The organism is Alteromonas sp. ABH4_457, assembly GCF_056160625.1.
The window spans coordinates 64347-89746 of the sequence record NZ_JBSWXN010000005.1 but is presented as its reverse complement, the minus strand read 5'-3'; the positions used below and the strand labels follow the sequence as shown (position 1 = coordinate 89746).

The 25400-nt window shown below is 45.7% G+C and carries 21 protein-coding genes, 1 tRNA gene and 2 pseudogenes; 11 read left to right on the top strand and 13 right to left on the bottom strand.

The features are described from left to right. Positions 1–14 precede the first annotated feature (14 nt). Positions 15–824, bottom strand: coding sequence for an MbnP family protein (locus tag ACXAGR_RS13135; protein ID WP_474850922.1), 810 nt, complete (start codon positions 822–824; stop codon positions 15–17). 313 nt (positions 825–1137) lie between these two features. Between ACXAGR_RS13135 and ACXAGR_RS13130 the strand changes: the two genes are divergently transcribed. Beyond that, positions 1138–1214 (top strand) — tRNA-Ile (locus ACXAGR_RS13130). Between the two features lie 174 nt (positions 1215–1388). On the opposite strand, the pseudogene ACXAGR_RS13125 reads toward ACXAGR_RS13130, so the two are convergent. After that, a pseudogene (locus ACXAGR_RS13125) lies at positions 1389–1694 on the bottom strand (integrase core domain-containing protein); the annotation flags it as partial. A 150-nt stretch (positions 1695–1844) separates the two neighbouring features. Here ACXAGR_RS13125 and ACXAGR_RS13120 point away from each other — a divergent pair. The 3 genes and pseudogenes from ACXAGR_RS13120 to ACXAGR_RS13110 form a co-directional block, all read left to right on the top strand. Continuing rightward, a complete protein-coding gene (locus ACXAGR_RS13120; RefSeq protein ID WP_474850920.1) occupies positions 1845–3215 on the top strand; it encodes a sugar porter family MFS transporter in 1371 nt (456 codons plus the stop codon). Positions 3216–3234: 19 nt separating this feature from the next. After that, positions 3235–4218, top strand: a complete 984-nt coding sequence (locus ACXAGR_RS13115) for an inositol oxygenase family protein (protein ID WP_474850918.1) — start codon at positions 3235–3237, stop codon at positions 4216–4218. 154 nt (positions 4219–4372) lie between these two features. Continuing rightward, positions 4373–5212: pseudogene (locus tag ACXAGR_RS13110) on the top strand (family 43 glycosylhydrolase); the annotation flags it as partial. A 134-nt stretch (positions 5213–5346) separates the two neighbouring features. Here the strand turns inward: ACXAGR_RS13110 and ACXAGR_RS13105 are convergent. Further along, positions 5347–8061 carry a TonB-dependent receptor gene (locus ACXAGR_RS13105; protein WP_474850916.1) on the bottom strand — a complete coding sequence of 905 codons (2715 nt, stop codon included), beginning with the start codon at positions 8059–8061 and terminating at the stop codon, positions 5347–5349. Positions 8062–8560: 499 nt separating this feature from the next. Between ACXAGR_RS13105 and ACXAGR_RS13100 the strand changes: the two genes are divergently transcribed. Next, positions 8561–9577, top strand: a complete 1017-nt coding sequence (locus ACXAGR_RS13100) for a LacI family DNA-binding transcriptional regulator (RefSeq protein ID WP_474846337.1) — start codon at positions 8561–8563, stop codon at positions 9575–9577. Positions 9578–10511: 934 nt separating this feature from the next. After that, on the top strand, positions 10512–12179 hold the full coding sequence (locus ACXAGR_RS13095; protein ID WP_474850914.1) for a glycoside hydrolase family 28 protein: 1668 nt from the start codon (positions 10512–10514) through the stop codon (positions 12177–12179). Between the two features lie 337 nt (positions 12180–12516). Here the strand turns inward: ACXAGR_RS13095 and ACXAGR_RS13090 are convergent, their stop codons facing one another. Continuing rightward, positions 12517–13341: an inositol monophosphatase family protein gene (locus ACXAGR_RS13090; protein WP_474850912.1), complete on the bottom strand. Its 825-nt coding sequence runs from the start codon at positions 13339–13341 to the stop codon at positions 12517–12519. Positions 13342–13534: 193 nt separating this feature from the next. Between ACXAGR_RS13090 and ACXAGR_RS13085 the strand changes: the two genes are divergently transcribed. Beyond that, complete coding sequence (locus tag ACXAGR_RS13085) at positions 13535–14110, top strand: DUF502 domain-containing protein (protein WP_349584786.1); 576 nt, start codon at positions 13535–13537, stop codon at positions 14108–14110. On the opposite strand, the gene ACXAGR_RS13080 is transcribed toward ACXAGR_RS13085, so the two are convergent. Then, complete coding sequence (locus ACXAGR_RS13080) at positions 14107–14529, bottom strand: RrF2 family transcriptional regulator (protein WP_474846343.1); 423 nt, start codon at positions 14527–14529, stop codon at positions 14107–14109. The two genes, ACXAGR_RS13085 and ACXAGR_RS13080, sit on opposite strands and share 4 nt — an antisense overlap. Positions 14530–14646: 117 nt before the next feature. Between ACXAGR_RS13080 and ACXAGR_RS13075 the strand changes: the two genes are divergently transcribed. Together ACXAGR_RS13075 and ACXAGR_RS13070 are read left to right on the top strand one after the other, a co-directional pair. Then, complete coding sequence (locus ACXAGR_RS13075; RefSeq protein ID WP_474846345.1) at positions 14647–15549, top strand: NAD(P)/FAD-dependent oxidoreductase; 903 nt, start codon at positions 14647–14649, stop codon at positions 15547–15549. Positions 15550–15619: 70 nt separating this feature from the next. After that, complete coding sequence (locus ACXAGR_RS13070; RefSeq protein WP_474850910.1) at positions 15620–16141, top strand: GNAT family N-acetyltransferase; 522 nt, start codon at positions 15620–15622, stop codon at positions 16139–16141. Between the two features lie 19 nt (positions 16142–16160). On the opposite strand, the gene ACXAGR_RS13065 is transcribed toward ACXAGR_RS13070, so the two are convergent. From ACXAGR_RS13065 to ACXAGR_RS13045, 5 genes are all read right to left on the bottom strand, one after another. After that, on the bottom strand, positions 16161–16505 hold the full coding sequence (locus ACXAGR_RS13065; RefSeq protein ID WP_474846349.1) for a Dabb family protein: 345 nt from the start codon (positions 16503–16505) through the stop codon (positions 16161–16163). A 29-nt stretch (positions 16506–16534) separates the two neighbouring features. Further along, on the bottom strand, positions 16535–17572 hold the full coding sequence (locus tag ACXAGR_RS13060) for a sulfotransferase domain-containing protein (RefSeq protein ID WP_474851165.1): 1038 nt from the start codon (positions 17570–17572) through the stop codon (positions 16535–16537). A gap of 48 nt (positions 17573–17620) precedes the next feature. Beyond that, a complete protein-coding gene (locus ACXAGR_RS13055) occupies positions 17621–18490 on the bottom strand; it encodes a MipA/OmpV family protein (protein ID WP_474850908.1) in 870 nt (289 codons plus the stop codon). Between the two features lie 106 nt (positions 18491–18596). Beyond that, positions 18597–18833 carry a hypothetical protein gene (locus ACXAGR_RS13050; RefSeq protein ID WP_474850906.1) on the bottom strand — a complete coding sequence of 79 codons (237 nt, stop codon included), beginning with the start codon at positions 18831–18833 and terminating at the stop codon, positions 18597–18599. 104 nt (positions 18834–18937) lie between these two features. Next, positions 18938–19417 carry a (R)-mandelonitrile lyase gene (locus ACXAGR_RS13045; RefSeq protein ID WP_474850904.1) on the bottom strand — a complete coding sequence of 160 codons (480 nt, stop codon included), beginning with the start codon at positions 19415–19417 and terminating at the stop codon, positions 18938–18940. 365 nt (positions 19418–19782) lie between these two features. Here ACXAGR_RS13045 and ACXAGR_RS13040 point away from each other — a divergent pair, with 365 nt between their 5' ends. Further along, on the top strand, positions 19783–20241 hold the full coding sequence (locus ACXAGR_RS13040) for a (2Fe-2S)-binding protein (RefSeq protein WP_474850902.1): 459 nt from the start codon (positions 19783–19785) through the stop codon (positions 20239–20241). Next, positions 20241–22481 carry a xanthine dehydrogenase family protein molybdopterin-binding subunit gene (locus ACXAGR_RS13035; protein WP_474850901.1) on the top strand — a complete coding sequence of 747 codons (2241 nt, stop codon included), beginning with the start codon at positions 20241–20243 and terminating at the stop codon, positions 22479–22481. The genes ACXAGR_RS13040 and ACXAGR_RS13035 overlap by 1 nt, the downstream gene beginning before the upstream one ends. 85 nt (positions 22482–22566) lie before the next feature. Here ACXAGR_RS13035 and ACXAGR_RS13030 read toward each other — a convergent pair whose 3' ends face one another. The 3 genes from ACXAGR_RS13030 to ACXAGR_RS13020 form a co-directional block, all read right to left on the bottom strand. Continuing rightward, the gene (locus ACXAGR_RS13030) at positions 22567–24054 is read right to left on the bottom strand and encodes a catalase (protein ID WP_474850899.1); all 1488 of its coding nucleotides are present in this window, start codon (positions 24052–24054) and stop codon (positions 22567–22569) included. A gap of 240 nt (positions 24055–24294) precedes the next feature. After that, positions 24295–24483, bottom strand: a complete 189-nt coding sequence (locus ACXAGR_RS13025; RefSeq protein WP_150154239.1) for a hypothetical protein — start codon at positions 24481–24483, stop codon at positions 24295–24297. Positions 24484–24565: 82 nt separating this feature from the next. Next, positions 24566–25330, bottom strand: coding sequence for a hypothetical protein (locus ACXAGR_RS13020; protein ID WP_474846363.1), 765 nt, complete (start codon positions 25328–25330; stop codon positions 24566–24568). Positions 25331–25400: the final 70 nt, after the last annotated feature.

The following is a 25400-nucleotide window of genomic DNA, read 5'->3' as shown; positions in this document are numbered from 1 at the left end:
TTACGTTCATACCCTCAGGATTTCAGGTATACCTTTTCAGGCGCGTCCCAACGCAACCATTCCCTGCCGGTGAGATTTTTCATGACTTTTTCACAGCTTTTATCGTGAGAACCGGCCATATTACATTCCGTAACCGCTTTTAAATCAACGCGGAACAGAATTTGTTGTAGCTTCGCCAGCAAGCTGAGGTCCGACACGTTCTGGGCCATAGGCAACTTCACCGTTACACGATTGGGAAACGCACAATCTGACGGCTTCGTTTCGGCATTCACTCCATTACATCCTCCGCTGGCCAATAAAAACGACCAGATGGCGCCCGGCTCGCGGGTATTTTGTAATTCCACACGGAAGAAGTTATGTCCGGCATTCACCGACTGGTACATCGTTGGTTTGTCCAGCGGCGGTGTTTGTTCCACCGGCAATGAATGGTTCTCATCAAAATTAAGCCCCATCGTCAGGCGCAGTTCTGTAGCTCTGCTTAGCAAAGCTTCATTGGCATCCAACAGAATATGATTGTTATTCAGCTTTATATCGCAGGCATGATGGAACTGCAAAAAGGCGACTTTATCTGACTGCCAGTCGTTATTGACGAAGTTCAGTGGTACCCATCTGCCCTCCACTTTCACTTCCGGTTGGCTCAGATAAAAAGCCAGATAGTTTATTTTCCACAGATCTTTATCCACCGTGACTTCCCAGGCACAGTCTTCACCTAATGAGAGGTCGGTAAATTCCACGGGGATATCTCCGGGGGCTCTGCTGCTCCCGAACAGATCGCCGCAGCCTGTCAGCATCAGAAAAGCCGGAATCAGGAAAATCCATTTCATGTTCATAATTACGCTTAATTTAAAACTTACACCGCCACCATAGTGAGCGGGCAGCCACCATTTCGTCAACCAGACAAAAGACTAACGGGGCAAAGAATGAGGTGCGCGGAAGCCGTACGCTTTTTACTAACAACTTTAACCGCCGGGTGTTACAACTGCAGGCTGAACAACTTTTCGCCAGGTAATTGAATTCACGGGCTGTATAGGGTGACAAGCCACAAAAAACTGCTTATACTTCGCCCCGCTTGTAAAAACCAGTGCGCAGTTCTGCAGCAAACACTGGCTCTCCATACAAGCTTCTTAAAGTTAGAATGGCCCTATAGCTCAGTTGGTTAGAGCACACGACTCATAATCGTTAGGTCCCTGGTTCGAGTCCAGGTGGGGCCACCATTTTTAAAGACTTCCATCGTTAGTAATCACCAACAAAATTTTTCTGTGCTACACATGTGCTACAGCGTTCATAAATAATGCTGGCGAAAATGTCATAACAGTCTTTTATTCAGTTAATCTAGCTCCTCTTTGCATCTATCATCATCCAATAGTCTTCTAGGGGAATTGTAGTGGTCAAGTAATTTTGGCCACATCGTTGTAGCTATTCCAGTAACGTTTCTCCGATTCATTCGGTGTTAAACCACCGTTGTATGAATGCGGTCTCAGTCGGCTGTAATAGCCATGAATGTAATCACCAATCTTCTGCTTTGCTTCAGTAAAGTTCCGGTAGCCAGTTGTTGGACCCCATTCGGTTTTAAGGCTTCTGAAGAAGCATTCCATTGGGCTATTATCCCAACAATTTCCCCTGCGACTCATGCTTTGTGTTAAGCGATACCGCCAAATTAGCTGACGGAATTTACGGCTTATAAATTGAAATCCCTATGCGGTTCTCTTTCTGAAATCAACACTTCACGTTAACTTGACACACAAGTAACAACAAAATAACATAACCCTTATGACACCGGTGTCAAGCAATGTATTCATTATGCAGTTGTGCGTTGGGAATTATTGAAAAAATTTAGGGAAGTTATGTCCAGATTAAACCCATATTTACTTATCACAATCTGTATATCTGCAACATGCGGATTATTATTTGGTTTTGACACCGCTATTATCGCGGGGGCATCTCCATTCATAGAAAAGGAGTTCAGTGCTTCAATCGGACAAATAGAATGGATAGTGAGTGCTTGTGCATTAGGAGCCCTGTTTGGCGCGATTTCCAGCGGACGTGCAACAGACATTTTAGGTCGACGAACGGTCTTGGTGATCACTGGGTGCATATTCGTTGTAGGTACCTTATTGGCAGCCTATGCACAATCTGTTGCAGCGCTGATTGCAGGTCGTTTTATCCTCGGCTTTGCTGTTGGAACAGGCTCATTTGCGACGCCGCTGTTCATCGCTGAAATGGCTCCCGCTCAGTCACGGGGAAAACTCGTGCTATGGAACGGCGCGTTCCTTACAGGAGGGCAGGTGATTGCATTTTTAGTCAATTTTTCATTGACCTCTTCGGGAGACTGGCGGTTGATGATTCTAAGTGGCATTGTCCCGGCCGTCATTCTTACCGTAGGTATGTTGTTTATGCCTGAATCTCCAAAGTGGCTTGCCCAAAAAGGCCAGGAACAAAAAGCGCTAAACATCCTATCCAAAATTCGTATGAGTAAGGACAAAGCGAAGACAGAACTCGCCCTTATTAAAAGCACACTGAATGATAAACAAGCCAGTTTTCGGGAGTTATTAAATCCAAAGTTGAGAGGAGTCTTAGTAATAGGGTTGTTTATGGGGATTGGCCAACAGATGATGGGCATAAATACTGTTATGTATTATGGTCCGTACATCATGAAGAATATTGGCTTTTCCGGTGCAGAAACACAAATGTTTGGCACTCTGGGGTTAGGCGTAACGAACTTCCTTTTCACTATTCTCACACTGGCATTCATCGACAAATTAGGAAGACGCAAATTTCTACTTTGCGGCTCACTGTTAGCAGCACTGAGCCTGTTCGCTCTGGTCGTACTGTTGAACAATACAATGACCAGCACATCAGCGTATTTTGCCCTGTTTTTTCTCATGACTTTTATCATTGGTTACTGCATAAGTTTGGGCTCTCTGTTCTGGCTTCTTATCGCTGAAATTTTCCCCCTACACGCAAGGGGTACCTGCATGAGTTTTGTTGTTGCCATTCAGTGGGCAACAAACTTTCTCGTTTCAGCAACATTTTTAACCATATTAGCCAACCTGGGAATCGCCGTCACTTTTACCCTGTATGGCACTATTTCACTCATAGTCTTCATGTTTGTTTTACTCAAGGTGCCTGAAACCAAAGGCGTTCCTCTGGAAACAATAGAGAAAAATATTAATACAGGATTGCCAACCCGAAAGCTGGGTCATCTGGGCAATTAGTTTTACAAGGAAATTTAAAATGATTACAACTGAAAAGAGCCTGGAAGTTTCATCTGACGACTTCAGAAACTACACCGACTCCAAGTTCCAGGATAGAGTTGAGCGCACATATCGCGAAATGCAAACAAACCAGACGGTTGATTTCGTGAAAGAAAAAAAGCAACATTATTTTAAGCTTGCTTATGGCTCGATGGACGTGTATCAGGTATTTAAGCTTCTTGAAGACATTGTTGATGAAAGCGATCCTGACAGCGACTTACCACAAATTATTCATGCTTATCAGTCGGCAGAGTCCATCTGTGAATTTGCAATGAAAAATGAGACTGAGTTACGGGATGACCTATCCATAAAAACTCTGTTCAAACATAAAGCCTGGTCTGAATTACCCGGGAAATGGCGTGAACTATACGAGTCAAATACAATAAAAACACTGTACAGTCATATAGATGACTGGTCATGGTTTCCGCTTACAGGCTTTATTCATGATCTCGGCAAAGTGATGTTACTGCCACGTTTTGGCCAACTACAGCAATGGTGTGTAGTAGGCGATACCTATCCGGTAGGTGCTCCGTTTGCATCTTCCAATGTGTTTTACGACAAGAAGTATTTTCACCTTAGTCAGGATTACCCTGCTTATGAATATATATCTGACACACAGTTCGGGAAATACGACCGGAATTGTGGTTTTGATGCAGTAGATATGAGCTGGGGACACGATGAATACATCTATGAAGCAATGAGACAAGGCAGTCTCCTTAATAAAGAGTCGCTTTACCTCTTACGCTACCACTCATTTTACCCTTGGCACACACCGCAAAACGGAAGCATGGCTTATAGTGAACTAGCATCCGACTTTGACTGGTTAATGCTACCTCTGTTGAAAGCTTTTCAAAAAGCAGACCTGTATTCCAAAACACCGGATTTGCCGCCACAGCATATATTAGAAGCCAAATACAAAAAGCTGTTAGACAAATACATTCCTGCAAAATCGATTAGCTGGTAGCGCGACACTTGTACCTTTACTCACTCCAATAATTAACGCTTGCAGGAATATGAAGATGAAAGCGGGGATAGTTTCAAAATTAACTTTAGCGCTTACCGTGCTCTTTCCTGCAGGCGCTGAAGTTATTATATCAGACTGATTCAGTGCAGATCCTTCAGCACATAAGTTTGGTGATACGTACTACGTATATGCTACAAATGATGAAGACAACTCAGGTAAATACTGGGACTCTACTGACTGGCGGTTATTTAGCTCTACGGATCTTGTGAACTGGAATGATGAAGGCTCTTTTTTGCATAACAGCGTGTTCAGTTGGGCTGCAGAAGACGCCAAAGCATGGGCTCCCGGAGCTATTGAGCGAAATGGAAAATATTATTTTTATGCACCAGTAGGCGGCGATCAAATAGGCGTTGTTGTTAGTGATAACCCGAAAGGTCCCTTTGTCGATCCTATTAATAAAGCGCTTATTGAAAAGTCACGGGATAATAACGCAGGAGACGAACCCATTGATCCTGCACTGTTCATTGATATTGATGGTCAGGCTTATATGTACTTCGGCACCCGGGTGCCTAAAGTTGTTATGCTGGGCAGCGACATGATCAGTTTAGCCAGTGAAATCCGTGATGTTAAAATTACTGATTTTCCCTCCGGTGACGAAAAGAAACAATATGGAGAAGCTCCGTATCTTCATATGCATGAGGGAAAATACTACTTCACGTTTTCAACTGGCTGGCCTGGTCAAATTGTTTATGCTACCGGCGATTCTCCACTTGGTCCTTTTGAATACCAGGGTGTAATCATTGACTACCTGAACATAAATACTAATCATCAGGCCATATTGCAGGACGGAGATAAAAACTATATTTTTTATCACGATAGCATTAAGGAAGGCGGCGGCTATTACAGACGCTCCATCTTAGTTACAGAGCTGGAATATAGTGGAGAAAATGAAATTCGCCAGATTGACCTGAAAGCCAGAAAACTCAGAGATTAAAACATTGGCTCTTAGTATCATGAAACTAAGAGCCAATCCTTTATTTATTTTATAAATTTAGTTGAACAGCCCTGTCTCCAATGCAGGCGTGAAGAAATAAATCTTCACGTCTGCATTCAGTTTTAAGTGGCCAATCAGAACTTGTAAGACGTACCCAGGTAGAAAGTGCGTCCGCTAGTTGTCACATTATAAATGCGATCTGCCGTGTCACTGTACTGTTCATCAGCTTGATTGGTCATATTAATGCCTTCTAAAGTAACCTTGATATGTTCATTGATCTGATAGAACATAGATATATCCACGAAGGTTGAGCCATGCATACCATGTTCATCTTCATCTTCAGCAACGCCCGCTCCCCACGTTATGTAATCGCTCCGGCTGGCTGCTGAGATACGAGCTCCCCAAACATCAGTTTCATAAAAGATAGTGAAATTTGTGTTGTGTTTTGACAACCCTTCAAAAGTTTTATATTGATTTTCTCCGGAGTTCTGCACATTCTCATACAAGAATTCACCATCCGCAAACGTGTAGTTTGCAATGAAGCCAAGGTTATCAAACGGCTCAGGCAGGAAACTCAGTAGACTTTGATACGATAATTCCAGACCTTTAATATCAGTAGATCTGCCATTTTCAGGGCGCGTGTAGTTGAATAACGTATCCCCAGTCTGACCAAGAGTCTCATCCAGCAGTGACAGCGGAAAGCCTGTATCGCTGTAAGGAACTTCAACCGTAGTGCCAATGACAAAGTTATCAATTTGCTTGAAGAAAACCCCTGCAGAAACGGAGCCTTCTTCCGAAAAATACCATTCGAATGACATATCATAATTATCAGATTCATATGGCTGCAGTTTCGGGTTGCCGGCAGAAACATCCAGTCCCCTGGCCCCGTCAGGATCCACCTGAACCTCTCCGGATACGCCTAATGAGCCTAGTGATGGCCGGGTTACATTTTTTGCAGCACTAAAGCGAACTACAGTTTCTTCCGTAGGTTCCCAGGCAAGGTTAAGAGTAGGAAGCACACCGTTATAATCAGACCCAATATCAACCGCAACTCCATTTGTAATGCCATAAGACGTAATCTGAGTATCGTAATAGCGCAGTCCAATATTCCCCCTGAGAGTACTGTCGCTGAAATAATTCACCCACTCATATTCAACATATGCCGCGTTTGTATCTTCTTCCACCTTTCCCGTAGCACTGGTAACGATACTCGCTGCGCCCAGATCACGATTAACCCCATAGAAATCCATTGCCGAGTTTAAATCGATCGCAATCCAGTCAATATCGTCATGATTGGTATACGCGTAAGCAAACTGATCTATAGATCTTACTTCATTATTTTGAGGCGCTTCCTGATTTCTGCCAATATCGTTGTTGTCACGTAACTCCCGTGAGTTTTCGAATTTCTTAAACGAAACGCCGAATTTCAATGATGCATCATTTGTTAAGATATAACTGCCGTTAATCGCTAACATATCATAGGTATTATCGATTCTGTCTTCACGAAGGTCGATTTCCCGAAATGTCCAAACATCCGCGTCAGTAGGAGTAATACTATAGGTATTAACGGGGTCAAACCTGCGCGAACCACGATAGTCCGTAGTAATATTTCCCATACTTTCTACATAAAATTTATCTCTCTTCGGTTGGCTAAACTTAGAACTGGAGTGTCCTATCAAAGTAGTTAATAACAAATCATCAGTGACATTCCATTTGTTTGTCAGCGTTATTTGCGTAAACTTAGTTGTATCCAGGTCTTCACGTGTTTCAGTACGCAATGGAGTATTTGAAAATTCGCCGTATACGGCTTCAAAACCATCGCCATCAGATGCAGGTATAATTTCAAGTGCATCGATATACCCTATAGCAGTGCTGCTAGAGCCAGAAGTAGGCAGGTGAAATTCCGCACGATTGTTTTCCAACTCGCTGTATAAAATATCAAAATCGAAGGTGAAATCAGGAGACGGACGATATTGAAGTGATGTGGCCAGGCCGGTTCTTGTCTGTTCATTTTGCCAGACAGAGTAGCGGTTACCGCGGTTAAAGAATATTTCTCCGTTTTCCAACGCAGTTTTCACATCCTGCGACAATGAATCGCTGTAACCTTCCGCATCCACAGTCCGCTTCCGCCAACGATAGCCATTGTAGCCTTGCTCATTAATATCTCTTTGACTATATGATGCTGAGAACAACGCGCCGAAGTTACCCCAAGTGTCTGATACGATGATTGACATTCGCGGGTCGGTACCTTCAGTTTGGCTATTTGTACCAATCTGTGCGCTTGCTGCCGCCGTGAAGCCGTCGTAATCAAATGGCTTGGCTGACCGTAAATTAACAGTTCCTCCGATACCGCCTTCATCGAGACTTGCCTGATAGGATTTTTTAACATCGATTTGATTAAACAACTCAGATGCAAAAATATTGAAATCAAATGCTCTTGAACGACTCACTGCACCACGACTATCCATTGCAGATGCGCTGGTCGCTAATCCTTCCATGCCATTGACCTGCACACGCGCAAAGTCAGGCCCCAGTCCGCGCAGAGATATATTTCGACCTTCCCCCCCTTCTCGGGTAATTGAAATCCCCGGTACTCTCTGCAGCGAATCTGCCAGATTCAGATCGGGAAAATCTGCAATGTCTTCAGCAACGATCGAGTCCTGCGAACCGATAGCATTGCGCTTTAGATCCCGGGCTTTGATTAATGAACTTCTGAAACCTTTTACTTCGATTATTTCTTGAATTTCAACGTCGTTATTTTCTTCTGCTATGGCCGCTTGAGCTTGCATGCCAGCTATTCCTGCGAATACTGCAACCGACATCAAACTTCTTTTAAAAGTGAGTTTCATTTGAGTGCTCCTAAATACGGATTAGTCCTATCGTTCGAATCCAAAATTTATGCTGTTGATAACAATACACTTGAAATTTTTCTGGCTATTCAAACTGTCGGTTAACAGCGTCAATTCGAATTACAGTGGTAACGAATGACAAAACACTCTTTTGAAAAGCTATGTGTATCGCGGCAAAGTGAAAACAAATAAGTTGGAAGTTAATCAACTGTTAACACTGGGTTAACTATAATCGTCGTTTGACACCGGTGTCAATCCTAGGTGTTAAATTTCTGATATTGACGAACATGATGATAAATACAGATAATTTTTATAAGAAATTGCTATGTGGTTTTATTGGGAAGTTAGTTCAATCACACTGAATAGTAAGTGCCGCATACTATACTCATAAAAATTTTAAGTTTAATAAGCGGAATCTGCTTACATTTAATTTCACCAAATATTAGTATTGTTATGAAATCGAAATTTCGCTGATCGATCACAGAGGCAAATAGTTTTCATGAAACCTGCAACAATCAATGATGTAGCCAGGCAGGCTGGCGTATCAAAAAAGACCGTATCACGAGTCATCAATAATGAAATTAATGTCAGTGAATCCATGCGTGAGAAAGTTCAGAAAGCTATTCTGGAAACCGGATTTAAGCGAAATCCCCTTGGTATGGCTTTGGCAAAAAATCGCTCATTTTTTATAGCGCTATTGACTGACAATCCAAGTCCTGGTTATCTGATGAAGTTGCAGAGGGGAATTTTACAAGGCTGTACTGAAGAACAAATGGGGCTCTTCCTCTACGATTGTAGCTATTACTCAAGTAATCTACTAAAAGAGATTGAGGAGTTTATAGATAACACACTGGTTGATGGACTTATTCTGGCGCCTCCGATCTGCGATAAACTGGAATTGCTCGAAATGCTCAGTACCAAGGGGATTAACTATATGCGCATCGGTCCCAGTTACAAAAGTCGCGGGGAATTTGTTGGACTCAATTATCAAAAAGCGGCTTATGACGTTACAGATTACCTGATTCGCCTGAAGCACCGGCGAATTGGTTACATCCAGGGCCATCCGGACGAAGAGTCCAGTATAATTAAAGAAGCCGGGTTCAGGAAAGCATTTGAGGATCATGAGCTAAACCCTGATGAGTCATTATTAGCACAAGGCTACTACACTTATCAGTCCGGCAGAGATGCAGCATCAGTCCTGTTAAATAAATCACCCAGACCGACGGCGATTTTTGCTTCTAACGACGAAATGGCCGCTGGCGTGCTTTATGAAGCTCAAAGCCGTGGAATAAAAATTCCGGATGAACTTTCCATTTGCGGTATTGATGACATATCTATTACTACGAAGGTGTTTCCTAATATTACAACATACCGTCACCCTTTGGTGAACATAGGTTATCGTGCTGCTGTACGGCTGATTCAACGACTAAAGAGTAAGCAAAGTAACTCAACTGATAATAATGAAATATTTGATGGAGAATTAGTCATTCGGGATTCTACCACCAGCGTTAAATAGTAACGTTCTGATCTTCGTTGGTTTAGTCTACTAATGAGTCTGGTATTGGGAATATTAACCTGTATTAGTTTAATACCTGAGTTTACTATCGAAAATGACGCACTTATCTCTATTAGCGATTAACGATAATCGCGACTGCAAGATTCCGGTGTAAACTGACAGCCTGGTTTTGCCCCTCGAAAGTCTGAAAGCGACTCGTCAACCATGACTCCAGCGCCAAACACTCTTATATATGGCTACCCTGCAATCAACGTCCCGGGAATTTGTAAAAAGCGAATCCATGGCTGTCCTGCCCGCCTTCCAACTGACCTTATTCTTATTTAAAGATAATTCATGAACACTAGTTTTGGTCAGGAGCTTTTATTCACGGCAGCATATCTAGTGGGCTGCTAGTAATCATTTGGCTAAGCGGTATATTGGAAACTTCCAGCACACCCTATCGGCCTTACCAATACAGAAAAACAGTGAACATCACTTATCTGGCATGGAAAGGATTCATGCATTAAAAACAATACCATTCCGCATTGAATTTCACAAATATCACTTATCATCAACGCATTAAGATTCATAAACCTAAACAATGTTGATTTTTTGTTGACATGCATAACTATCAAAAGCATAGTTATTTGGCCTTACCAAAGCAATCTAAAGTCTTGTTTGCTGAGGAGCCTGAAGGTATAGCACGGCATGCGTACTAACCGGTTGCTATTGATTAGTAGCACGTACGAACATAAATGCCAGATGATTTTTTTCACGGGTGAAGTCGATTCAGGGTAGTAATTATTCGTCGTTCGAAGTTATAGATGATTTCAACAAGCGAAATTCAACGGCACTCCACTGATGAACCTGCCCCTACTCGTTAGATAAAAATCGCAGGTCGTGTTCTTGAGATGACAATGGTTCCATCACCATCTACCTCAAAGGAGAGAAAATAATGATTCGCCGTGATTTTATTAAGGCCAGTGTACTTGCAGGGCTTTACTCCCAGCTTTCAGCCTGTTCCAGTTCATCAAAACAGGTATTTTCATCACTTGAAAGACAGTTTGATACCAACCGTAAAATTGCCGCCGATCGGGTTCAATTGCCCCAAGGGCCAAGTTTGCATGTTAGTAGTTTTGGTGCCGTGGGTGATGGCAAAACACTGAATACTGATATCTTACAGCGGGCATTAAATAGCGCGGCAACACAAGGGGCAAAATTAGTCATTGATAGAGGACAATTTGTTACCGGTACTCTCATCATTCCAACCAATACGCACCTGCACATTGAAGAAGGTGCCGCCTTACTTGGAAGTAATAATATAGCGGATTATCAGCGCTCAGCCCGGGGCTGGTACACGCTGTTAAGTGCTCACAAAGCCAGCAACATTTCAATCTCCGGCGGAGGTAAAATTGACGGACGTGGACGGCAAACAGCACTGAATATTGATTATATGCATCACTCTGGTGAGAGGCCGGTAGACAATTATAATTCTCGCAGAATGCGCCCCCATGAATCAGACCGTCCTCAGATTATTGATTTTATTGACTGTCATCAGATTTCAATCTTCGATGTCACCATTACAAATTCAGCTAGCTGGGTACAAACCTATTATCATTGCACAGATGTACACATCGATAATATCAAGGTAGTAAGTGACGCTTACTGGAACAACGATGGTATAGATTTTGATGGTGTAGTTAACGGCCGGATATCAAACTGTTTTATAAACGCTGCTGACGATGCCATTTGTATAAAATCAGAACAGGATACTCAAATTAACGATTCCATAATAATTGAAGACTGTATTGTTCGTTCAAGTTCCAATGGCGTCAAATTCGGAACATCCTCTTATAAAGGTTTCAAAAACATTACAATTCGTAATATCCATGCGTTTGACACCTACCGTTCGGCTGTATGTCTGGGTTGCGTAGATGGGGGGTATATTGACAATATTAAAATAAAAAATATCACTGCTACTAATACAGGTAATGGTTTTGTCATAAGACTCGGGCAGCGATATCAAAGTGCGCCTCCGGGTTCAATTCGTAATGTAACCATTGATGGACTCACAGCTCAAATTGCTTTTATGCGAGCGGATAGCAGCTACCAGCTACGTGGACCGGGGTTGAATGCATTTTTTAATCCTATCCCGGCTTCCATTACCGGGTTACCTGATGCAAAAGTTACTGGTATTACTCTCAAGAATATCTCATTAACGTACCCCGGCGTTGCCAATAAAGGGCTTGCTTATATTCCTGTTAGCCAGCTTTTTCAGGTACCAGAGAAACGCAGGGAGTACCCTGAATATTCCATGTTCGGTGAGCTACCGTCTTGGGCTCTATATGTCAGACATGCCACCGGCATCAATCTTAAAAATCTCAAATTGAATGAACTTGATTCTGACTTCAGACCAGCTCTGGTTCTTGATGATGTGGCAAAACTGGTAATTAATGATATAGATATAGGTACCAGTAAAGTCCACCAACAATTGATACTCAATGATGTCAGCGGGGCCTCTGTATATAATGTATCGTTGCAAGGAAAATTGTTAGCCTCAGGATTAAAACTAGGTCAAACAACATCTGTCGACAGTGATGTCCCGGGGTTGATGGATATCTAAAAACGTCAGATTAATGTCCAATAATCAATTGGGTTATAAAGACAATACAAAAGCTCAATTATAGTGGTAGCCGTTGACCTTATAAGGTCAACGACTTTTGATATCCTATACTAAAAAGCAATAACCGTGAGTCCCTATAATGCGACCTGAAGATCGTGATGAAGATTCTCAGGACACTTCGTTATGGACTGAAGCCCCGGCTCCGGCCGCACTATAAAGTCTGATTGAAGAAAGACTGTTGATAATGCATACCAATTTCTTTATAAAATAGGTATTTACACGCAACATGCCTATTGAATTTTATAGGCCATGACAAAAGCTGAAAAGAGAATAATACTTATTTTACAAACAACCCTGCCACTTCCTGCCAGCGGGCTTCGCTTTCCGCCACCAGCAATTTGCCGGTGATTTGCGGTGTGTACTCGCTGCCGTCGATCATTCTTGCTACTGCCCCGGCTTCTTTGGTAATGAGTAATCCTGCGCCATGATCCCACAAATTAAGCTTGTTCTGGAATAACACGAAAGAGACGGCGCCGGTGTTGAGCAAACGATATTCTGCTGCCGCACAGCGGTAATCCATCACCCGCCCCATTTTCATTACGGCTTTCACCGCTTGTTCCCGCTCTTCTTCCTTTGTGACGCCGAAAGAGTAACATCCCATGGTATCTGTAAGTGGCAGTGTACCGTGACGATTAGCCGTTAACGGAACGTCTGAACTGTTTATGCGCTGAAAAGCCCCCTGCCCTTTGATTGCCCATAAATAGTCGCCGGTCACAGGCTCAAAGATAATGGCAGCGGACATTTCACCGTGACTGGCGATACCCAGCATCACGCCGAAGTTCACCGAACCGTTGGCGTAATGCCAGGTCCCGTCGATGGGGTCGAGCACAAAACTGAGAGGTGCATCACCGAACAGTTCTAATGCTGCCGGGTCCTCATACACACTTTCCTCACCAATCAGTAACGCATCGGGGAACAGTTCACGAAGTCGCTGAAGAATGAAGGTTTCAGCCGCTTTATCTGCTACGGTCACGAGATCGTGGTGACTTAGCTTTTCTTCTATCTGCCCGTTTTGTAGTTGTCTGAAACGGGGCATGATTTCAGCGTCAGAGGCTTCTTTGCAAATACCGGCAAGCTGGTGTAACTGTTCTTTATCTATCATTGTGATCCCTGAGTGATATGACGAAGGTAGAATTGGGGTTATTCCCGTATGTGTTCATAATGCCACGGTGAGCAAAACGTGCCAGACATGAATCATCAAACCCGACATCCGGGGCTGATTTCAACACCGCCAGCTCTGTTCTGAGCACCCATGCTGGTCTACACTACACCGCTAATTTTCCAAAAGGGTTACAATGCTGAATAAATTGATCTTATTACCGGTCAAAGGGCTGATCACCATACTGCCGTTTGCCATTACTATCTATTTTCTTGTCTGGCTGGTCAGTACAACGGAAGCATTGTTATCGCCCTTTCTTCCTGAAGATTACTACTTCCCTGGCCTTGGCGTCGTTACAGTCATTCTCGCCCTGACTGCCGTCGGCATTTTAATTAACGCCTATCTGTTCAACTGGGTTATTTTGTTAGGTGAACGTATTTTTGCCCGCGTACCGGTAGTAAAAACATTGTTCGGTGCCGTGCAGGATGCAGTAGAACTGTTTGAAGTAAAGCCTGACGAAGACAGCAGAAAAGCGGTTTCCGTAGAAATGGAAGGTGGCATTAAGTTAATTGGCTTTATGACCAGCGATAAGGTGGCCAATAAGTTATTTCCTGATGAGGACAAAGTAGCCGTGTATTTGCCCATGAGCTATCAGATTGGCGGATACACGCTGTACTTACCGAGGGAAAAAGTTACGCCGCTGGATATTGATGTAGAAACCGCCATGCGCATAGCAGTGACCGGGGGTAATTCGATTGAAAAAGACAATTAGCCATAGTTGTTCTCAAAATCTCTGCTGAGATCTGCCAGCGTCACCTCTCCAAACCGCTGGAGCAAAAGTGCTTCAGCATCTTTCATCGCACCGTCGAGTGCGCGATTTACCGCATGCTCAATTAAACAGTTGTTGTGCTCATCAGTGAGTCCTATAGTAAATACACTTCTTTCACCAAGAGCACGGTGAATATCAAGCAATGTAATATCTGACAGGGAACATGAAAGCGACCATCCCCCCTTATGTCCTTTTACTGCTGCAACGTACCCGCACTCTCTTAAAAGCGCCATCGTTCTCCTGACCACCACAGGGTTTGTAGTAAGCATTTTAGCAATGCTTTCTGACGTTACGGGTTGTTCGTGCACGTCCAGATGAACCAGAACATGCAGCACCCGCGAAAGGCGGCTGTCTTTTCTCATTTTACATTCTCTAATTTCAATTAGTTGAGCATAACATGAAACTTTTAATGTTACATGATTCATGCTAACTTAAATTTGTAACATCATAAGTTACATTAAATCTACCGGAGCGACATTATGAACTATGACGTCATCATTATCGGAGGCAGTTTCGCCGGTTTATCGGCAGCCATGCAACTGGTCCGTGCTCAACGCAATGTGCTGGTAATCGATTCAAATCTACCAAGAAACCGGTTTGCATCCGCATCTCACGGCGTATTCTGTCTGGACGGCAAAACACCGGATGAAATCCGTAAAACGGCATTAGAGCAACTATTTGCTTATCCGACCTTCACGTTATGGCAGGACGCTGTAATAACGACGGAAAAGCTGCAAAATGTGTTTAAAGTCAGAACCCGTCAGGATATTGAAGCAACCGGCAGAAGGCTGATACTAGCTTGCGGCATAGCAGACAAATTGCCTGAACTGCCGGGAATCAAAAAATACTGGGGTAAAAATGTTGTTCATTGCCCCTATTGTCACGGATACGAAATTCGCAATACTGAGCTTGGTGTACTGGCCACATCAGACATGTCTCTCCACCAGGCGGCAATGCTCCCGGACTGGGGCAATACAACATTATTCACTCAGGGCATGTATACGCCTGAAGGTGATCTTTTGTCACTTTTAGAATCCCGGAAAGTGCGTATAGAGGATACACCTGTCGTTGCAGTGAATGGTAATGATGCGAAAATGGAGTCTGTCACCCTCGCAGGGGGGAGAATTATTCCTCTGGGCGGTTTGTATGTCTCTCCGCAAATAGAAGTGCATGCTCCGTTTCTGAAACAGCTGAGTCTGGCCCTTGCCGATTCACCGGCAGGCAAAGTTGTTTGTGTAGATGCTTTTAAAGAGAGTTCCGTTAAAGGCGTATTCGTAGCCGGCGATTTATCTAACCCGATGCAGAGTGGAACACTTGCTGTTGCATCCGGAACACTTGCAGGTATCGGTGCGCATAAATCGTTGATATTTGACCAGACCTGAGTTTATGAATGGTGTTCTGAAGAAGCTTTGATAACATAGCGCTATCTCCGGTATTTCAGAAGTATTAATAGTGAAATTAACATTAGCTCAGCCAGATCACGTTCCCGCGCTACTTGAAATCGCAAAAGATGCGCGAATAACCAGGACAAGTGGCGTACCGGAAAATTGTAGTGAGCAGGACGTCCTGAAATGGATTGCTGCCGGAAAATCAATCCCTCCTCAGGAGATGCATTTCGTCATTACCATGGGCTCTGAAACGGCAGGATGCTGTATTTTGAAGAAAATAGACTGGCGTAAACGGGAAGCAGAACTTTCATACTGGCTGGGAGTGGATTTCTGGGGAAAAGGCCTGGGAACAAAAGCGGCAGAAAGTATGTGTGAACTGGCTTTCGGAATACTCGGAATGGACAGACTGGTATCGCATTATCTGAAAAAGGGTAATGCGCCTTCCGGAAAGATACTCGCAAAACTTGGCTTTACTGACGACGGGGACAAAGAGGATCTGCCGGCGGAAGGCCGTTTTCTCATTGAAGAGAGTGATGTATGGACCTTTGTAAAACTGAACAGAAGTCAGTTTATTTCAGGCCGCTAAACGACGGCCTGAACAGAATTTACTTCGCGTAATCCACCACAAAGACGTCATCCAGAATGCCGAGTTCAGCGAGTAACTCACCAAACTTCTTGTGTTCCGGGTGGGGCAGATAAGTATCCCGTGCCGCTTCATCAGTAAAGGTGAGCTGATAAATATGCGTAAAGCCTTTATTAAGCGCCTCCGGACTGTTATTCACCCCGTGCTCAAATGATTCAATACCGGGGATTTTATGCTCTAGCTCAGCAAACGCGCGGGTGACTTTATCAATATCCGCAGCACTCGCATCGCCGGTATATTTGAATACAACGATATGTCTGACGGTTTGTGACTCCGTATCTGCGTTAGCGTTAAAGGTTGCGCACATAAATAAACACCATAGTAATATTCGTATCTTCATTTTGACTCAGCATACTCTCTGGTTGATTGTTCTGACGTGTTTTTTTCGCCTGCCAGACCGGTTAAACGCGGGGTCATAGCTAACCTTGCTGCAATATCTTCTATCGTCTGTAAGTGTGCCTCTCCAAGCTTACCGGCCCAGCCGGAAGTCACTTTACTGGTCTCCATTTTCTTTGTCGAATCAGGCACGTAAGCTGTTGAAGACGGCTTTTTAAAGTCCGGTACTTTAATGTCATCACAATTCAGATATCCGGCAATCTTCTGGAATTCCAAATCAGGATTTCTGGCCAGCTCTTCAAACCGCACGTAATGGAGTGAGTCACCGGCGAAGCTGTCTTCGATAAATTTTTCCGTGAGAAAATAATAGCCGGTAAGCCTTTCGAAATCTCCGGCTTTATCGATAGCACGGATGTCATCACTGTACCGGCTGAAGTAATCAGCCCTGCCATCGTTCACATTAAGCAAATGGTTGGACAGAGAAAAGTTTTCAAACGCACCTTCAGCCCAGTTTTTTCTTGCTTTAATGGAAGAGATTACGGCACGGGGATCACGATAAATATGGATGACCGGACACTGATAAGTATCTTTCAGATATTTCAGGCTTAATGCCCCTTTCACATACTTCACTACAACCCGGTTTTTAAAAGCCCTGCCCGGGTCGAGTAGTGCCTGATCACGCAACACAAACGGATTAGTCAGTATGCCTTTTTGCGCCTGATGCAAAAGCGCTTTCATATCCGGAGACGGCGGATGTGCCGCTGTCGCATAAGGCATAAAACCGTTAATGTAAGCATAACCCTGGTCAGGCAGTGCGATGCCCTGCACGGCTTTCTGAATATATCCGCACCTGGCCTGCAAAGGTTCAAACACCCGTTTGGCACTCAAACCTTCCGCGACCAATTCCTGTAACCATGTAGTACCACTACGCCAGAAACCGTTAATGACAACAGTTTCAGCGGTATTCACCCGCAATGCGTTTACCCTGTCGGGCGCACTTAACACATAACGTTTAAGCGCTTTCACATTTTCTAACATCAATGGGTTGTCCTGCTTATTATTCTGAACAGGTTAATATGCGTAAACTCACCAGTTGGATCTCGCCTCGCTCTCCCAGGCCCGCCAGACAAATCCAACTCCTATACTGTAAGTCACATCTTTTTCATACAGCGGGCTGTCTTCATTGGCTGCACCCTGATTAAATTGCAGAGATGTGCCCAGAAACCCGCGAACTTTATTCATAACAGGAAAAGACAATCCCAGCGACACTTCTGATCCCAGATAACCACCTTTGGCATTAAATTGACGACGAGTCGATGTAACATACGCCTCATCGACCTGATAAAAATAGTCATGCAATTTTTCTGTCGCCCAGGTCATTCTGAATGCCAGACTTAGTCCGGTACTGTCGAAAAAGACGCCGCGCTGCTGATAACGTAAAGTCGGTTCAAAAACATAACCTCTGGTATGCAAATCACCAAGATCTGTTGAAAATACAGCCCTTGCCTGCACTCTGCCGGTAAGCCTGCCATTTCCACCACGTTGGAATGAAAAATCCCGTATTTTGTAGATAAGCTGCGGACCGGCCTCGAACATATAATCCAGCTCAGGCATGCCTTCCCGCGCCGTATTGTCGTCGCTGTCGGCAGAGAACGCGCCACTGAAACTCATGTCCAGTTCAAGTTTTTCATTTTCCAGAAATACAGCACGGGCCCCGCCGTCACCGCCAATACGAAAAATATCACCGCGATAGATGGCATACGGTGCAGCAAGTCCGACAAAATTACGCTCTTTGGATGCAGGGTAATTCGGCACTTCTATAATGCCGCCGCCAATACCCACTTCCCACAATGGCTGCTTTTCATCAAGCGACTCAAAACCGGTCAGGTTGCGGTTAGGTGAGTCGCCTGCAGCGGCAGTTTCGTCGTCCGCAAGGGTGTAAAAGGCAGTCATCATGAGAAGCAGCGCTGGCATTAAAAATGGTGATGAGCTCAATTCAAATCCCTTGTGTTGTCAGTGACATAATTGTGAGTACCGGAGCGGAAGCAGATACCGGCGTGAATCATCTTTTTACCATTTCGTTTATGCGGACAAACTCGTCATCCAGACTGTTTGAAGGCATCGTTTCGCCGGCACGGGTGTACCAGTAGCGGGCATTGAATTTATCGCCCTCTACCCGGTGCAGATAGCCGTGAATTAAACATGACAATGCATCATTTTCATTTTCGACAATCGCGTGGGCGCTGTCCCAGTTTCCCTGAGAGGCTTTGTCCAGCGCCTGCTGATGAAGGTTTGTCACTAATATTTTCCCCGTAAAGACAGTTTTTCATCACCTTATAAAACACTATATCACAGCCTCTTTAATTCGCATTACGCTGTCACTGTTGCATTCGTGTTCTGAATTTACGGGGAAACCGGTGTTTGCAGGTACTCCTCATCACTGACCTTTTCCATCCAAACCACATTTTTGCCATCATCGAATTGCTGAATGGCGATATGTGACATCATGGAATGCTCCGCAGCACCGTGCCAGTGTTTAACACCGGGCGGGGTCCAGACCACATCGCCGGGCTTAATGGTTTGCTTTTCTTTACCCCATTCCTGAACGTATCCCGTACCTTCGGTAACAACGAGATGTTGTCCTTTGGGATGGGTGTGCCAGGCCGAGCGCGAACCTGGCGCAAAAGTGACACTGGCACCGGAAACACCGGCCTCTTTATTACTGAAATAAGGATTCACGATACTGGTACCGGTGAAGAACTTGTCTGAGCCGGTGATTGCCTGCTGTTCACCGTTTTGCGTGACTTCAAGAGATTGCGCTGAAGACAATGAAGAAATAGCGAGTAAACAGGCCACACTGAATGACGTTGCGAAAGTATGCATAACACTGAGTTCCTGATGTTGGAAAGGTTATTCAGATTACGCCAAACCACCGCCAAAGTTTTTCAAAAGCTGTGCATAGCACCTATGAATTTTTTTAATAAATAGATGGGTTACAGTTACTTGGAAAGGGCCAGATATCCCCGTGATATACAATTAAAAAGCCCCCGGAGGATCAGGCAATACTTTCACAGGATCAGACTATCGCTTCACAGCAAATTAGCGCTATCTTTTACAGTCAGGGATCTAAAGATTCATATTACGCATTAGCACAATGCATATGCTACCACCACAAAGAATCGCTTTCCCCCTGCATACAAACATTTTGAAACCCGTAATCTGAACAGGCCAGCTTCAAGGGAAATATCATGATTAAGCTTACCGTAAACGGTCGTCCCGAAACCTTTGACGGAGACCAGCAAATGCCACTGTTGTGGTATTTACGAGATGAAATCGCGCTTACCGGCACAAAGTTCGGGTGCGGTATGGCCCAGTGCGGTGCATGTACCGTGCACGTTAATGGCAAGCCGGTCAGATCCTGCGTCACTCCGATGCTGGCTCTGGAAGGAGCCGCTGTCGCCACCATTGAAGCCGTTGAAACCGACAGGGTTGGTGCAGTTGTTCAGGCTGCGTGGATAGAGGAGCAGGCGCCGCAATGTGGTTATTGCCAGTCTGGTCAAATCATGTCTGCGGTCGCGTTGCTGAAAGAGAAACCTGCGCCTACGGATGACGATATTGATGCCGCCATGAACGGAAACATTTGTCGTTGCGCAGCCTATCCGCGGATCCGCAGCGCTATTCACCGTGCGGCAAGGGAGCTGAAATAATGATCATTAACCCTCAACAACAGCAACAACCTGAAGCAGCGCAACACGGTGCTGCCATTACCCGCAGGCAGTTTCTGGCCGGGATGGGCGCACTGACGCTGGCGGTAAACTTTAAAGGCCAGGTTGCGCTGGCCGCAGAAAACGCCGGGTCTGATGTCTTTATGCCCAATGCGTTTATTCAAATCGATAAAAACGGCTTTGTTACGATTATTTCCAGCTACATAGAAATGGGCCAGGGAACCTTCACCGGCCTGGCTACACTGTCGGCTGAGGAATTACACATTACACCGGAGCAACTGCAGGTGACGGGCTCCCCTGCCGATTTAGAAAAATACGGCAATCCAGCGCTGGCGGCGGTAGGTTTTAATGTGCAGGGCACCGGCGGCAGTACTGCTATGGCCGGTGCATGGAATGTAATGCGAACCGCAGCAGCATCAGCCCGTCACATGTTACTTCAGGCAGCGGCCCTTGAGTGGAAAGTCCCGTTTAAAGAACTGGTTGTGGAAGACGGTATCGTTATTCACGAAGCTACGAATAAGCGTGCCGGTTACGGTGCCTTTATCGATGCCGCAGCAGAGTTACCGGTGCCTGATGCGGGTACACTTACGTTTAAAAAACCGGCTGAGTATCAGCGCATCGGAAAAGCGGATGGCATGCGCCGTGTCGACGTGCCGGAAAAAGTAAACGGCAAAGCGGTATATACTCAGGACATCAAGCTACCGGATATGCTGGTAGCCGTCATTGCCCACCCGCCACGTAAGTTCGCTAAAGTAGCCAGCGTGGATAAGGCGCCTGCCATGGCGGTGCCGGGCGTCGTTGCAGTACTGGAAATCCCCGGTGACAACGTGATTCAGGGCGGCGTTGCTGTGCTTGCTAAAAACACATGGATTGCGAAGAAAGGCCGTGATGCGCTGAATATTCAATGGGACAGGAATACCGGTTCACACGCCGGTACCGCAGCCCTGTTTGAAGAATACAGGCAGCTGGCCGCGACGCCCGGGCTTGAAGTAGCAAACACCGGCCCGCAATTAGCTGAAGTGCCTGAAGGCGGTTATGAAATCGATGCGGTATTTGAATTGCCTTACCTTGCTCACGCAGCAATGGAGCCGATGAACGCATTGATTCACCTTCAGGAAGACAGCTGTCATATGTGGAACGGCGAACAATGGCATACCGCAGACCAGGCAGCCATCGCCAAAGAGACCGGTTTGCCGGTTGAGAAAGTGCAGATCACACAGCTGTATGCAGGTGGCAGTTTCGGCCGCCGTGCCGGCCCGGGCTGCGATTTTGTGATAGAAGCAGCCCGAATTGCCAAAGTTGCCCGTGCACAAGGACTAAGCGTGCCAATCAAAATGGTGTGGCTGCGGGAAGAAGACATGGGTGGCATGCAGTATCGCCCGATGACAATACACAACAACAAAATCATGATTAACGCCGATGGCAGTGTGGCTTCCTGGCGCTGGCGTGTTGTGGGGCAAAGTTTCTTCCCCATGCCGGCCACGCAGGTTGACCATACGCTGATGGAAGGTGCTCACGGCCTGCCCTACGCCATTAATAACATGCTGGTAGAACAGCACCTGGTTAAAGGTGATGTACCTGTTTCGTGGTTACGCTCTGTAGGCCATTCACACTCTGCCTTTGTCGGCGAAGTATTGATTGATGAAATTGCCGCTAAAACCGGACAGGATCCTTACCAGTTCAGACGTAAATTACTGGCTGATGCGCCTGAATTTATAAACGTGCTGGATCTCGTTGCTGAGAAATCCGGCTGGAATACGCCACTACCACAGGGCAAAGAGGGCGAAAGGCGTGCGCGGGGTATTGCCATACGTCAGTCGTTTAACACCATCGTTGCTCAGGTAGCGGAAGTCACAGTGCGTGCAGACAACACATACAAAGTAGACAAAGTGTACTGCGCTGTGGACTGCGGCCAGGTAATTAACCCGGTCAATGTGGCGACACAGGTAGAGGGCGGGATCGGTTTTGCTATGTCATTCCTGAAACAGGAAATCACCTTGAAAGACGGTGTGGTAACACAGAGCAATTTCCACAATTATCCGGTTCTTCGCATCAATGAAGCACCTGCAGTGGAAGTATTTACGGTTGACTCCGTGAAGCCGCCAACGGGGATCGGAGAGCCCGGCGTACCGCCTGCCGTTCCGGCTATCTTAAATGCCATCAGCAGCATAACCGGTAAAGTAGTTCGCAGGTTACCGCTGGGCGCTAAAGTGCCGGCATAGTCGCCGGTTGCAAAAATAGCTTCACTGCAGAGATAAAAAAGAGCCGGTGACTTACCTCACCGGCCCTTCTTTTTATTACCGGCGTTTAGCCGCCAGTCAGTCTTGCCATCACGGCTTCTTTTACTCTGCGTCCGTAGTCTTCATCGGCGGCATCGTATTGTGCAAACATGGCTTCCTGTACATCAGCAGTTGCCTGACTTAAACCATCTGCAATATTGCTTACCAGTTGCTGCTTTTGCGATTCGTTCATGATGCGGTACAGCTCACCGGCCTGAGAAAAGTTATCATCATCCTGCGTATCGTAAATGTCCAGCCATGCATCCTGCTCCAGCGGCATGGGTGGCTCTGCATATTGCACAGCTTCTGCCGGCTCACCGGCCATAGCACGGTTGTTCGGATAGAAGTTAGCACCACTACTTGCCAGTGCGGGGTTAATACCGGCAAAAGCACCGTCACGCTGGTAGTTGTGCACCGGGCATTTTGGCGCATTCACAGGGATCTGATTCACATTCGCGCCCACGCGGTAACGGTGTGCATCCTGATAAGCCAGCAAGCGCGCCTGTAACATTCTGTCCGGCGATACACCAATCCCCGGTACTAAATTATTTGGTGCAAACGCCGCCTGCTCCGTTTCTGCAAAGTAGTTATCAACATTGCGGTTCAGCTCAAGCTGCCCGATTTCCTTTAACGGGAAGTCTTTGTGTGGCCATACTTTCGTTAAATCAAAAGGATTTATGTGGTAGCTCCGGGCTTCCTCTTCCGTCATGATCTGTACCTTCACGGTCCAGGATGGATAGTCACCTTTATCAATGCTGGCAACCAGGTCCTGCTGTGCGCCGAAGGCCGGCATTTGTGCAGCTTCTTCAGTGGTCAGCGTTTTAATCCCCTGATTAGTTTTGAAGTGCCATTTCACCCAGTAACGCTCACCTTTACTGTTCCATAAACTCAAAGTATGAGAGCTGTATCCGTTCACATGGCGGTATGATAACGGGATCCCGCGGTCAGACATCAAAATGGTGGACTGGTGCAACGATTGCGGGTTATTCGCCCAGAATTCGTAAACCGCCTGCGGATCAGGCAGATTAGTCCGCGGATTCTTCTTCTGACTGTGAATAAAGTCGGGGAATTTAATCCCGTCCCGTAAGAAGAATACCGGCGTGTTATTGCCCACCATATCCCAGTTTCCCTGCTCTGTGTAAAACTTCACAGCAAAGCCACGGGGATCACGGGCATAATCACTTGAATCCTGGCCGCCGCCTACTGTCGAAAAGCGCAGAAATACCGGTGTTTGCTGACCTTCCTGCTGCAGGAAATCAGCTATCGTATAATCCGACAGGCTGTTGGTCAGTGTGAAGGTGCCGTAAGCCGCACTGCCTCGGGCATGGACGACACGCTCGGGAATACGCTCGCGGTTAAAATGAGCCAGCTTCTCAAACAGGTAGTGATTGTCGAAAGTCACCGGCCCGCGACGACCCGCAGTGCGACTTTGATTATCATTCGCAACCGGCGCACCGTTAGCCGAGGTTAACGTAACAGATTGAGGGTTCTTACCCGAAAATGGACACTGACTCATAATATTATCCTTCTGAACTGACACTATTGTGATGGACAGATTTTTATTTAAGTGCTCAGGTAGCGACTGTTTCTGTCCGTTGAGAAGATTATGGTCGATTACTATTTTTGAATAAAACGAAGTAAATTGATTGCTTAAATTGATTTTAAGGATTAGAAACGTGTAGTTTAATCGGGGCCTAAAAAGCCAGCTATCCCCGGGGATAGCTGGCCCGATAAAGAGAACAAGTTAAGTAATCGCTCAAGGCTTTTCAGGTGCGTCCTGAAGCAATGTTTTAATTGACTCATTACCGGCGAGGTCTGCAAGATCTATCAGATAGCTTTTCTGCAACTCGTCCAGCGTTTGTCCCGCCAGTAGTTGCTTTACTCTGTCTTCTTCACCATTGGCTATCGCCGTTTTCAGTCCGGACATATTGGCTATGGGATTCACTATTGTTTCTCCTCAGCGGTGATTACAAACGTTCACAGAAAACAAAGCCCGCCGGAGGGCGGGCGCTTTACGTTTCGTCAAATTAGCTTTTCATTTTCATCAGGCCTTCGGCCTCAACGGTAAAGGTATTGAAGAATTCCTCTTCCATCTCACCGGTGACACGAACCCGCTCGCCCTTAATCAGTGTGAGCTTGCCATCCTGATCCAGCGGCATGTCATCAAGATCGTCCAGCTCTACAGTCAGCGTTGAGTCGCCTACTTTTAACTGCAGTGCTTTTTTACCGATAGACTGAACTGTGCCCACCAGCACCATTTCTTCGTCATCCACGTCCAGCGAATTTGCAGCACTCAAGTACATATCTGCGGAATGTTGGTCCACATCATCAGCCAGATAGGTTGTTTCCAGCTCGTCCACAAAAACACTTTGTGCCACGATTCGGGAGTCAGTAAATAAACCATCATCCAGCTGTGCGGTTACCATGACATCTTTCCCTTCCAGCTCTTCATATGCCTGTGCGTCCAGGTCAGTATTATGAAGCTCTACGAAAATAGTGCCGTCACCGTAATCCAGCGTGAAGAACTTTGAATCCACATCAGTGACTTCACCAGTGAGCGTGATCCAGGTATCCGGCATATCTGCCAGACGCGTTGTGGTGTTGGAGTCCTGAGCCTGCATCACAGCTTTATTCATCCGGTCACGGGCGTTAGTCTGTTGCTGATTTTCCATTTTCACCGGCTGCATGGCACCGGTCTGTGTTTCAACCTGTTTGGCTGCAGCGGCACCGGCAACACTGGATAAAGTGGCAGTAACAAATACAGCAGCTAATGTTTTCTTCGTGTTCATCATAACGACCTCCTGAATTGATATGTCTTTTGAGAACAATGAATAGTCATTCGGAGTTAACTGATGCAAAGCC